Below are 12,022 nucleotides of genomic sequence, written 5' to 3' on the forward strand. Positions count from 1 at the left end.
AGCGGTCAACCCTGTCCCTTAAGGACAGGCGCCAGCCAGTACGCTACGAGCAATGACCAACTTTTGGACCTCCGACGCACCTTCATAGATGCGCATGGGCCTCACTTCCCGATACAGCTGTCCGATGATTCCCCCTTCGACGATGCCTGCCCCTCCAAAAAGCTGAACAGCAGAATCCACGACACGCTGAGCGGCCTCGGTCGCCACTAGCTTTGCAATCGACGCTTCGAGGGAGCCGCGCAAGCCTCTCGTATCCTTGTGCCACGCCGCGCGATAGACAGATAGCGCAGCTGTTTCGACATCGACCGTCATGTCGGCGAGCTTCGCCTGTACTCCCTCGAGTTGCGCCATGCTGCGCCCGAACATGCGACGTTCGCGCACTCGACGAATGCTCTCATCGAGCGCTCGCCGGGCTGCTCCGACAGCGGCCGCTCCGACAGACGGCCGGAAGTAGTCGAATGTCGCCATCGCGAGCTTGAAACCCTGGCCGCGCTCTCCCAGCAACGCCGACTTCGGTACGCGGCAAGCGTCGAAGGTCAACGATCCGATCGGGTGCGGCACGATGAGATCGATCGGCGCCGTCGAGAGGCCAGGAGTCCCGGCGTCCACGATGAAGGCCGAGAGGCCGCGCGCGCCGGGCGCTTCTTCCGTACGCGCCAATACGATGTAATGATCGGCGATTCCCGCATTGGAAATCCAGGTCTTGTGCCCATCCAGGACAAACCCGTCGTCGTCCATCCGGGCGGATGTCGCGATGGCGGCAACGTCCGAGCCGGCGTCGGGTTCCGAGATGGCCAGCGCCGCGATGCTTTCGCCGGCACGAGCAGGCGGCAGATAGCGGCTCTTCTGTTCGGACGTGCCATGCAGACCGATCAGCGCGGTCCCCAGCCCCTGCATAGTGAACATCGCGTCGGCCAACACATTCTGATAGGCCAGCGCTTCGCGGGCGATGCAGATCGCACGGACATCGAAGACCGTTTCACCGCGCTCGGCGTGCGGCACGACGATGTCGAGGAGGCCGGTGCCGGCAAACGACCGGACGATCTGCCGTGCTTCCTCAAGAAGGCGGACGGGCCTCGTCAAGTGTCCAGGACCGATCCAGGCCTTTGCCGTTGCGGCCACGGTCTCGTGACGTGGCTCGAAGAACGGCAGATCTACGAGAGCCCAGCTTTTCATGTTCTCAGATCACTCCGGCTTTCTGCAGCGACTGGAGTTCGTCCAGAGTGAGGTTCAGCAACTCACCGTAGACTTCGGAATTGTGTTGACCTGGATCGAAGACCATTCGACCCGACTTCAGCGGCGTGCCGCTCATCTTGAGGGGCTGCCCCGGTACAGGCATGTCGCCCATCGTCGGATGACTCGCAGTGACCACCATCTGCCTGGCACCGACTTGCGGATCGTCCAGCACCTCCCGGACATCGTTGACGACGCCGCACGGCACCTCCGCCTCCACCAAGAGGGCGACGACTTCGTCTTTGTTTCTTGGCGTCACCCATTCTTGCACGACACGCTCGACATCCTCGACGCGCCGGATCCTGGCTTCATTGGTCAGATAGTCGGGATGATCGGCCAGGTCCGCTCGCCCGATGACACGGCACAGCCGCTTCCAGATAGCATCCACGCCGGGTGCGATGTAGACAAAGCCGTCGGTCGCCTTGAAGACGTTTGCCGGCGCACTGTAAAGACGCCGGTTCCCCACGCGCGGCAGCACGTCGCCGGTCAGCCCGAAATACGGCAGGTCCGCTTCGATCTGCGACACCGCGCTGTCGAGCAGGGCGACGTCGATCCATTGTCCTTCGCCCGTACGATCGCGGTGCTGAAGAGCCGCGAGCGCACCGATGGCGGCATTGAGCCCCGTCACCATGGCGGCGGTCGATGTTCCAGCCTTGAGCGGCGGATCATCGGCATCGCCATTCAGGCTCATCAGCCCGCCGACGGCCTGTGCGATCATGTCGAAGCCGCCACGATCCTTGTAGGGTCCCGTCTGACCAAATCCCGTTACCGAGATCATGATGAGTTTGGGATTGGCCTTGCGCAGGTCATCGTAGCCAAGACCCAGCTGCGCAAGGAAACCGGGGCGATAGTTCTCGATTAGGATGTCGGCTCTGCCGACCAGTTGCCGGAGGAGGTCGGCGCCTTTCGCCTGCTTGAGGTTCAGCGTCACCGTCTTCTTGTCACGGTTGTTGAGCGCGTAGTACACGCCGAAGCCCCGTACCAACGGTGTTGCGCGCCGGTCGTCATTGCCGTTCGGCCGCTCGATCTTGATGACCTCTGCGCCGAGGTCACCCAGGATCTGAGCGCAAAGCGGACCCGGGGTGAATTGCGACATGTCCAGCACGCGGACATGGCCCAGTGCCTTCTTGGGGATCGACATATTCTTCCTTCAAACCTTTGAACTGCCGCCAGTCGAGCCAGCGGACCCTTGGAGCACGGCACCGGACCGGAGCCATTGGTTGATCTGTTGTCTCGAGAACCCAGCCTCCTCGAGGATTGCCACCGAGTGCTCCCCCAGATAGGGCGCGGCTTCCTGTCGGCGTCGTAGCTTGCGAGCAGGAATACCTGGAAGTGAGATGGCACCGAGTCCGGGCTGCTGGAATCTCTCGAATGTCCCGAGATGCTGTGCCTGGGGATGCGCCATACATTGGGAATAGTTGCGGACGGGCGCATGCAGGATGTCAGCGTCCGACAGCCTGCTGGACCACTGGTCGACACTCAGTCCTGACAGGACATCGCCGATCAGGGCGTTGAGAAGGCCGACATTGGCCACGCGCGCCGTCATTCCGGCAAACTCCGGACGATCGACCCATTCGGCATGCCCCAGCGCTTCGGCCAGGCGGGCAAACTGCTGGTCGTTCATGGTCACGACATTGATCGAGCCATCCTTCGCCTGGAATGTCCCGTTAGGCGCCGTAAGGGCCACTGACGCCCTTGCTTCCCGTTCAGGTTCCAGAGCGTGCTCGGCATAGTTGCCCACCAGCACCGCCGCAGATGTATCAAAGAGATTGATCTCGATATGCTCTCCCGTGCCGGAACGCGTCCGCTGGAAAAGCGCCGCGCCGACCGCCTGGGCCGCATACAGTCCCGCGTTAAGATCGGCGAGAAAGATGCCCATTTTCCGCGGTGAACCCTCGCCGCGATTGGAAAACATCAGGCCGGCATCTGCTTGCATCACGGAGTCCGTTGCCGGCGCCGCCGAGTAAGGACCAGCGAGACCGTAACCGGAGATCGAAACGTAGATGAGCCCGGGATTTGCCTGGCGCAATGCCAATGGATCCAGGCCCAGTCGCGTGGCGACGCCTGGCCTGAAATTCTGGACCACGACGTCCGCCTGCTTCGCCAGGTCGATCAGGATCCCGCGACCGGCCGCCGTAGTGGCGTCGACGCAGAGCCCTCTCTTGCCGCCATTCATGGCAATGGTGAGCGAACTGATGCCGTCGCGCAGGGCGCCGACACCTCTGGACCAGTCCCCGGCCGGCGGCTCGACCTTCACGATGTCGGCGCCTTGCTGCCAGAGAACCTCGGCACAATACGGTCCCGCAGCACCCTGGCTCACATCGAGAACCTTGAGACCTTCGTAGGGCAGCGACATGTACTTCAAACTCCTGCCTGACTGGTGGCTACTCCGGCTGGACGCCGGCCGCCTGAGCAAGTTGGCGCCATTGCGCCAGGTCCGTCTTCAAACGAGCCGCGAGCGCCGCGGGGCCTTCGCCGCTTGGTTCGGCGCCGAAATCCCTGATCTTGGCGATGATGGCGGAGTCCCGTAGCGCCTTGGCGATGCCGTCGTGGAACTTGTCGGCCACCGTCGGCGGCAGGCCCTTGGGGCCAAAGACCGCAAACCAGACGCTGCAAACGACACCGGGGATGCCAAGCTCGCCGATCGTGGGCACGTCGGCCAGCACCGGCAGGCGCTTCTCGCTCGTTATGGCTAGGATCTTCGCCGTTCCCGATCTGTGATGGGACATTGCCGACACGGGTGTCGTGATGCCGGCAGGAATCACTCCGGAAACCACCTCCTGGAGCATTGGTGCTGCGCCTTTGTACAAGACACTTTCAAAGGACAACTTCCCCTTGTTCTTTATGAGGTCGCCTACCAGGCGGGCAGAGTTCTCACTGCTGCCGATCGCGTACTTGCCCGGCTGCGCGCGGATGTCGGCGAAGAGCGCTGCGGCATCGCTGAAATTGCTCTTGGCCGAGCCGACCAGTGCGTAGGCCGTCTCGGCAATCGTAGCGATGGGCGTGAAGGCGGTTTCGGTGTCGTAGGGAATCGACTTCAGCAGCACCGGGTTGACCGCGTGCGTGCTGGTTGTGAACAGGACTGTCAGCCCATCCGGAGGAGCATTCGCGACGATATTGCTGCCGAGGATGCCACTTCCGCCTGCCTTGTTGTCGACGATCACCGACTGCTTCCAGTCATCGGCCAACCGGGCGGTGACCAATCGGGACATGATATCCAACGCTCCCCCTGGTGCGGTCGGCACCACGACACGGACCGGGCCTGCGGGAAACATCTGTGCCCAGCCTGTTGATGGGAAGACGCTGAGACAAGGGAGCGACATCAACCCCTTGCCGATTGCGCGCCGCGTGATGTTGTTCATGTCTTTCCTCCCAGGTGCCTCAGGGAGGAAGCTAGAAGACGCGCCCTTTGGCCGGCAACGCCGCATCGCGGCAGAATTCTCGATAGAGAATTTGGGACCGTGTTTCGGAGTCCTAGCGGGCGCGGTGGTCTCGTTCGCCCGGCGCCTTCGGGTGAGGATAAGCGTGGGGACGTGCGAAACCTTCTTGCCCGACCAAGGCTTCGAGCTCCTTGTGCGCCCTTCTCTGAATCTCGACCAGCCGATCCTCGAGTTCGTAGTCGAACGGGTCCGCCAGCCGCTGTTCGATCTCGCCGCCTGCCTCCGGCGGATTCTCGAGATACCACCGCACCGTTTCGGGAAGCGCCTGTTCGACGGGCAGCGGATCGCGGTAACCGAGCTCGTCCTTGATTCTGGAAATGTCCATCACCCAATGATGCGGGTGATCATGGAGAGTATAGGGCAGGGATGGCTTGGCGGCCTCATTCGGCAAGCTCGCGAGCTCTATGCGCTCACCCATCGTGTCTGCCACCATCTCGATGGTCTGGCGCAGTGTCAGCGTCCGTTCATCGCCACAGTTGTAAGCTTTACCTGCACTTTCTCGCGGCTTGTCTACGGCCAGTAGTACGGCATGAGCAAGATTGCCGGCGTATCCGTGTGCGGCGAGAAGCAGTCCTCCGTCAGGAACAATGATGAATGGCCGTTTGTCCCGGATGCGCCTAATGAAACACCACTCGCGCGGAATCAGCTGGTGTGGGCCGTAGACATAAGGATACCGAAACATCGTAGCGGTTGGATGGGCAATAAAAACCGCTTGTTCAGTCTGCGTCATTAGTTGGGAGAAGCGAAGTTCATCATCTCCGGTCACGAGTGGCCAGGTTTCCGGCGTCGGCACGGGCAGGCCCGGCGGACGCAAGCGTTCGGGTTCCTTGAACCCGCGGTATATTGCTACGCCTCCTACACCGATGAATCTCGGGGTCCGCCCCTGCAGCGCTGCCGCGAGGTGTCGCAGGCGCCCGTATGTTGCGACCACCAGATCGTACGTCCGGCCGACAAGCGCATCGTCGATCGTTTCCCTGAAATGTGGATCGCCGTGAATATGAGAGACCCGGTGCTCGATCTCGGGGTTCTCATGTGTGCCCCTGTGAAAGATCGTTACCTGATATCCGCGTTCTAGAAGTCCATTGACGATGAATGGGCCGGTCGGGCCGGTTCCCCCTACGACAAGCGCGCGCATACATGGCCTCACGTCAAATAGCGTTACCGCCTACTTTGTCGGCACCGTATCCGACGAAACGGCTGTAGCAAGGGAATGCCGTCACCAAATTCTCTATTGCGAATGTGTGCTCGGAGTAATGCGGCAGGAGCCTATACAGTGCGCCGCGATGAGTAAGCCCGCGAGGATCCGGCGAGCCTGGCGAGTTCGACCAATTCCTGAGCGATGCCGTTTATGCTTCGGCTCGACAACTGTCCGGAAAAGGTGACTGCATTGAAGGCCAGTGCGATCCGGCCTGACGGCCCGAAAACCGGAGCGGCAATACTTAGAACTCCCCGCAGGAAGTTACCATCATCAACTGCAAAGCCTTCGCGCGCGGCGCTGGCCACCTCACGGCGGTAGGCGTCGAACGTAGGCGGCGATTGCCAACGGACGCTAGAGAACTTCCGGCGTAGCGCGAACGGCGTCAAATCCGATTGACCGGCCACGAGGCGACCCACGGCGCCCGCCCAGATCGGCAAGCGCTGACCAATGCGCATTTGAATCTGGATGTCTGCGTCACTGAGAGAAAATGCCGCCAGCCGAAGATGGTGTTCGTCGGCGACTTCCCAGAAGACAACGGTAACGCGAAACTTGGACGCCAGTTTCGTCATCGCCGGGCGCAGGACCTCGAGGTTGGCTTGCCGACCAAGCACGCCTTCAGCGAGGGCAACCATTCCAGTGCCGACATGATATGACTTAGACTTGGCCTCGAACCCGACAATTCGCATTGCAACCAAAGTACGCAGAATGGCCAAGCCAGTACTGGGATTGATCGCCAGTTCTCGCACGATCTCGGTTAGCGTCATAGAGTGACTGGAGCGACTTAGTAGCTCGAGCACTCGTATCGCACTCACGACGGGCTTAACCAGCTTGCTTTCGGCGAAACCTGTTCGCTCTCTAGAAGCCGTGCGCGCTCCATGCCGGATAGTAGTTTTCATGAAGGAGGTTAGATCGCTGCTCTGGATGCCGAATAATCATTCTAGAGGAGAATTGCAATTCAGTTACAGCAGTCCGTTCGCGGATCCGGAAGAGAACGGGTCAGCCGACACAACTCCCAAATTCCGAGTGCCCGCCCCCGGTAACTCAGTGCGCGAAACGTGTTTGAACACTGTGCTACGGCTGTAAACCATCAGCATCCCTTGTCCGCGACCTCACAGCGTCGCGATATCCTTGATCTCGATGTGCGCAAGGTTCGCGCCGCGAGGCGCGCGAGCTGCGGTTTGATCCAATTCGGCGGCCGGATGACATTCCCATACGTGCGCGCCTCTTGTCGAAGCAACGTCGAGAACCGCGTTCGGCCATGGATTGAACGTCGGAGTATGACGCTGTTAGGTCAGCTCGCGGGTTCTGACGTTCGACCGTCCAGGTGCCTCCCGCCTCGTTCAGCGCGGCCACGACGGTGGCCCAATCCTTCTGTGGTCTCAGACGCCACACGATGGGCAGCCAATCGTTGGCCGAGGCGGCGAGCTGCTGGACGTGACGAGACGCCCTCGCCTCTCGAATCTTGGCGATGGCTTTGGGATCCCGCGCACGCACCCCTGGATTGCTGGCGCCTCGCGCCACGGCCGCCTTGATGCCGGCACGGGTGCGGGCGGCGATAAGCTGGCGCTCAAGTTCGGCAACGGCACCCAGCACCTGCAGGGCAAAGATGCCCTGCGGGGTCGTGGTGTCGATCGGATCTGCCAGCGAGAGAAAGCCCGCTCCATTCTCTTTCAGCTGCTCGATGACCTCGAGGAGGTGACGCACCGATCGGGCAAGGCGGTCGAGCCGCACGACAAGCAGCACGTCCCCTGCCCTACAGGCAGCGATCGCCCGCGCAAGCTCCGGGCGATCGCGATCGGCGCCGGAGGCGTGCTCGGTAAACAGGGTGGTGCAACCGGCGGCCTTGAGTTCGTCGAGCTGGCCGCCCGTCGTTTGTTCGTCGGTAGAAACGCGGGCGTAGCCTATCAGGCTCAAAGGATCCCCCACGCCTGGAAACGCCGCCGTCCAGTCACTTTCTTGACCGAAGTGCCCAGCTGCAAGCGGAGCCGACGAAACCCTGTGCTGGTCAGTTTTAGGTCCCGCTGGGCGATATCAGCGCTGATCAGAGGCCGCGACAGCACCAGGTCGATGAGCGCCGGCAGACGCGAGTCAACATGCTTGGATTGCGCCACCTGACCGAGGACGTGGTGAGCCAGGCTGAGGCGCTTGAGCTCGGCCTGCCCGGCGACCGCGCCCAAGGTCATCCAGTCGAGAAAGCCGGCAATGCGCTGCTCTAGCGGCGCGCGATCGCCATAGCGATACCGGGATTTGCGCGCGCCGATGTCGAGCGCGAACTGATGGTAGGGCGTCAGCCCCCTGCCCTCATCACGGCGGCGGCCATGATGGCGGAGCGCCAGGCGCCGGCGTGTAAAGGCTCGATCTGTAGCCAGGCGTCCCACACAACGGCGGCCCTAAGCACGATTGGCAGAGCTGGGAGGCCCGCCAAGAGGTCACGCCAACGGTCAACACGCTCGTCCTCGTCCCACTCGGCATCACCGAGCGCGCGCAGCAGCTCGTCGCGGGGCAGTTTGATTCGGCCCTCGAACAGGGCGTCGTCGCTCCAGGCCCATGCCGGCGGATGCGCGGCCGCCGATCGGCGAGCCTGCAGAGCAATTCGGGCGCGGGTGAGCTCGATCGTTGATAGACGAATGGGCGAGCCCGCATCGATCAACACTAGGTCGTCTATCGGGACCAGCTCGCCGGCGATCGCGCGCAGCGCACAGGCCTCCTGGAAATCGCTTCGGGCGCGATACCCCTCCCCGACCCGGCCCAGGCGGGCTACCTGCTCGTCAAGCCGAACGACCTCGAAGGCGGCCCTCTCGAGAGCCTGGCCGAGCGACGTGGTCGCCCTTTGTAAAGCCGGCTTGGAGTATTCGAACATCGGAACGGATGGGAGGTGTCGGCCCTACTCAGCAGGCTTTCGACTCTGGCCAGCCTGACCACAGGCAATCTCGATCAGCCATTCGACCGCTGCCTGCTCGATATGTGCCATGACACTCTCCCTGGCCTCAATTAGGGTTCTTGGGGCTTTCCCATGGGTTAAGCAGGTTCACCCTAGTAGCGGCGAAGTTGCCGACATTGCGTGAGACGACAGTCATGCCGTGGATCAAGCCGGTCGCCGCGATCAGCGCGTCCCGATCATTTTTTGGATCTGGAACGTGCAGGCGAGCGCATTGCTGGGCCACAGGGAGATCGATGGGCAGCATCCGGCCGTCAAACTCCGCAAGCACCTTGGCGTGAAGCCACCTGCGCAGGCTGGCTCCTTGAACCGGATCACGCCGCTCGGCCTGCAGGACGCCGAGCTCCAGCTCCTTCGCGGTGATCACTGAGATGTAGAGCGTGGATGGCTCGACCGAGGATGCCCAGGCCGCGACATTGGCGTCTGCCCTCCCCGCACGAGCTTTACGGAGCTCAGATACGACGTTGGTGTCCAGGATGAACATCAGCTGAGATCGGCCGGCGTGATGGCGATGTTGCTCTGAGGCGGATCGAACTCTACCTCGTCGTCCGAGGCGAGCGCGTCGATGAGGCTCCGACGCTGGCCGGCCAACCGCCGGTATTCCTCGATCGAGAGCAACACGTGGGCCGGGCGGCCGCGATCAGTGATGAACACGGGCCCACTATCCGCGGCCTTCTTTGCCCGGCTCGTGTCCTGGTTAAATTCTCTACTAGTGAGGGTCGTGACGGTCATAGAAGCCTCCACGAGGACGATTGTGTCTACGTTTATACATATTTTGTGAAGACTTCAATACGGAAGTGACGATCAAACGGTCGGTTCGTCGGTCCCTGCTCCGTTGTTCACAGATCCTTTCAATGGCCTGCAGGGCCTGTCTTGGAGTTTGGGAGTCGCTGTCCTTATGGCCTTTCGGGTATGGGAAGGGCGACGGCCAATGGTGACGAGCCACTCTGGCGATGGAGCACGTGTGCACTGTCGCGCAGGACATCGCGGGCATTTGGCCGCCACGGCCATCTTCCATTCCTCGTTCCAACATGCAAGCCAATGCAAAAGAGCTGAGCGGGAGTGCATTCGAGTTGTGATCTGGGAGCACAACGTCGGCGTCAACATCGAGAAAGCAGCGCACGGAGTTGGCGCCTTCTTCAGTTTTCGACGACGACTCGGCCCGCAGCGGGTGACTGTTTTAGCGGCGCCGTTCCTGCCGGCGGCACCAAAGAAAGAGGTGATCCCGCCAGTTCGAATGACGTGTAACGGCCCCCTTATCGACGGCTGCGCTCACACGCCCCACAACGACTACCTCTCCCACTGGCTCACTGTAAGCTCCGCTTGGCCGGGGATCGTTGAAAGCGTTTGTGCAGCTTCGTCGTGGGGATTCCTAAAGCGCATGCAGCAGCTGATGCTGTCCGATCCGATCGCATGGCTCGCCGGGAGAATGGCTTATCTCGATTCTCATGCCCCACGCACCGCACCTCGGAAGCCGCCTAGTTCGACCGATCGTTGCCACCGTCCGCATGGCCGCGATGAGGGGTGTTTACCGTGACGACGCTCCCTGTGGCAGAGAACACCGAACGTGTGGAACTCCGTCAATGATCAGGCGATTGTTGGACAGCCGGAACGTCTGCGTTTGCCGTTCACTACGATCATTAAAGGCACCGCAGTTCAGGGTTACCCGGAGCTGAGCATCGGGAAGTGGCGTAATTCCGACAATGTCGCAGCCTTCTTCGAACCGAGTGATCTGTGTTTGCCCGATGCCAAGATAGGTTGGTGGAGGTGGGAACGATGACTTGGTCGAGCAGAATCTTGGATTGTGATCCTTCTGAGGAATCCACGTGCCTCGCATCTTGTCCCACTGAACCTGCGCCGAACTCGGTAACGCTCTGTTCGCAGGTGGGGGCGACTGAATGGCTGGCCGTTCCAGTAGATACTCGTAATCGACCATTTCGTTAATGTTGTGTCCGCCGAACAGTTGGGAGCGAGCCCCAGCAGGCACCCACCAGTACATGTTGGACGATGCGTTCCCGCACATCATCGAGAGTTGCACGACCTGCTGCTCCAACGCGAGGATGCCAAGGCTAGCCAACCTCCTATGCTGGCTGGTTTCAGGATGAACGAGAGCCGTCTTGGGAATCGTGGTCCGTTCAACATTCAACTTTGGACCACCCTGGCCGCAGCTTCCAGGGACCTGATAGAACTTGCCAATGCGTTGGAGGAGTTGGCGTCTCTGAGCGTTCGTTGGGACTTGATATCCCGTTGCACCATTTCCGAAGCGCACGTCCTTGATAATCCACGATCCGGCAAGAGACTGTGGAAGGGGTTGCCCATAGGCTTGACTGCCAATCAGTAGCCCCGACAGCACACCTGCTAGACCTCTCACCCAGTGACGCCAGTGGTGCGCGATCCCAATCATTGGGACCTCCAGACAATCCCAAGCGCGGGGGCGCTCATCTCTTCGCCTTACCCACAACTGCGAGGGGGCCTGGGGAAAGCTTGAATTCGGCTCGGCCGAAGCGAAAGACAGTGTCGATCCTCGCCGCCGTAAGTGACCCTTCCAAGCGATACCGACCAGGATCCTGGGGCTGAAAACCGCTGCAATGGCTCAGAAAGGTGCCATCTGGACGGAGATCGACAGAGTCGCAACGTGGTAGCCCCGACATGCTGCTCTGCGCACTGATCGCAGTAATCTCAAATCTGAGACGACTACCTGTCTTAAATATCACGAGAGTGTACTGGCCCCCCTGCTCGCTGATGCTGGCAGCACTGAAAACCTCGGTCTGAGCTCGGGCTGGATGAATGCCGCTAGCGAAGAGCAGCAGTGACATCGCAAACAATCTCATAGAGGGCCGTCGTTTCATTGTTTCTCCTAAGTTTGAAGCAGAACAGGTCGATGAGTCGCCGAATCTATTCTTTACTATAGCAAATGGTCAATTCTATGGCGACCACCACCCTGCTGGGTCATGGACATCAGGCTTACAGTGGGTCAAAACTTGCGGAGGATCCGGCTAGAGCGCGGCCTCAGCCAGGAAGCATTGGCTCACTACGCTCGCATAGCCCCAAGTTTTCTCAGTCAAATCGAGAACGGAACGCGTTCGGCAACGATCACAAAGCTGCACGACCTCGCAATGACACTTCGAATCCCTATTGCGGAGCTCTTTGTTGAAGGCAATGCACCCACTAAAGGGCTTCCTCGCGGTCGTCGCGTCGCCAAAGTTTAAGTCC

Annotated in this window: 11 protein-coding genes and 1 pseudogene; 1 reads left to right on the forward strand and 11 read right to left on the reverse strand. The window is 60.9% G+C overall.

Annotated elements, in window-relative coordinates:
* Nucleotides 1-18 precede the first annotated feature (18 nt).
* The 11 genes and pseudogenes from EPO50_RS27880 to EPO50_RS27930 form a co-directional block, all read right to left on the reverse strand.
* Nucleotides 19-1,176 (reverse strand): acyl-CoA dehydrogenase family protein, encoded by a 1,158-nt coding sequence (locus EPO50_RS27880; RefSeq protein ID WP_296349727.1) that lies wholly within the window; start codon nt 1,174-1,176, stop codon nt 19-21.
* Nucleotides 1,177-1,180: 4 nt separating this feature from the next.
* On the reverse strand, nt 1,181-2,374 hold the full coding sequence (locus EPO50_RS27885; protein WP_296349729.1) for a CaiB/BaiF CoA-transferase family protein: 1,194 nt from the start codon (nt 2,372-2,374) through the stop codon (nt 1,181-1,183).
* Between the two features lie 9 nt (nt 2,375-2,383).
* Nucleotides 2,384-3,589: a CaiB/BaiF CoA-transferase family protein gene (locus EPO50_RS27890; protein WP_296349731.1), complete on the reverse strand. Its 1,206-nt coding sequence runs from the start codon at nt 3,587-3,589 to the stop codon at nt 2,384-2,386.
* Between the two features lie 28 nt (nt 3,590-3,617).
* A complete protein-coding gene (locus tag EPO50_RS27895; protein WP_296349733.1) occupies nt 3,618-4,595 on the reverse strand; it encodes a tripartite tricarboxylate transporter substrate binding protein in 978 nt (325 codons plus the stop codon).
* Nucleotides 4,596-4,707: 112 nt separating this feature from the next.
* Nucleotides 4,708-5,808: a hypothetical protein gene (locus tag EPO50_RS27900; protein ID WP_296349735.1), complete on the reverse strand. Its 1,101-nt coding sequence runs from the start codon at nt 5,806-5,808 to the stop codon at nt 4,708-4,710.
* A gap of 131 nt (nt 5,809-5,939) precedes the next feature.
* A complete protein-coding gene (locus tag EPO50_RS27905) occupies nt 5,940-6,767 on the reverse strand; it encodes an IclR family transcriptional regulator (RefSeq protein WP_296349737.1) in 828 nt (275 codons plus the stop codon).
* A 175-nt stretch (nt 6,768-6,942) separates the two neighbouring features.
* On the reverse strand, nt 6,943-7,779 hold the full coding sequence (locus tag EPO50_RS27910; RefSeq protein WP_296349950.1) for a recombinase family protein: 837 nt from the start codon (nt 7,777-7,779) through the stop codon (nt 6,943-6,945).
* A gap of 2 nt (nt 7,780-7,781) precedes the next feature.
* Nucleotides 7,782-8,054 (reverse strand): helix-turn-helix domain-containing protein, encoded by a 273-nt coding sequence (locus EPO50_RS31585; RefSeq protein ID WP_367268070.1) that lies wholly within the window; start codon nt 8,052-8,054, stop codon nt 7,782-7,784.
* Nucleotides 8,049-8,731 (reverse strand): annotated as a pseudogene (locus EPO50_RS27920) (DUF1612 domain-containing protein); the annotation flags it as partial. The pseudogene EPO50_RS27920 and the gene EPO50_RS31585, both read right to left, overlap by 6 nt.
* Nucleotides 8,732-8,858: 127 nt before the next feature.
* On the reverse strand, nt 8,859-9,293 hold the full coding sequence (locus tag EPO50_RS27925) for a type II toxin-antitoxin system VapC family toxin (protein ID WP_296349742.1): 435 nt from the start codon (nt 9,291-9,293) through the stop codon (nt 8,859-8,861).
* A complete protein-coding gene (locus EPO50_RS27930) occupies nt 9,293-9,541 on the reverse strand; it encodes a type II toxin-antitoxin system Phd/YefM family antitoxin (protein WP_296349745.1) in 249 nt (82 codons plus the stop codon). The genes EPO50_RS27925 and EPO50_RS27930 overlap by 1 nt, the downstream gene beginning before the upstream one ends.
* A gap of 2,219 nt (nt 9,542-11,760) precedes the next feature.
* Between EPO50_RS27930 and EPO50_RS31590 the strand changes: the two genes are divergently transcribed.
* Nucleotides 11,761-12,018: a helix-turn-helix domain-containing protein gene (locus EPO50_RS31590; RefSeq protein ID WP_367268067.1), complete on the forward strand. Its 258-nt coding sequence runs from the start codon at nt 11,761-11,763 to the stop codon at nt 12,016-12,018.
* Nucleotides 12,019-12,022: the final 4 nt, after the last annotated feature.

It is taken from the genome of Reyranella sp. (assembly GCF_004297405.1).
Lineage (GTDB): Bacteria > Pseudomonadota > Alphaproteobacteria > Reyranellales > Reyranellaceae > Reyranella.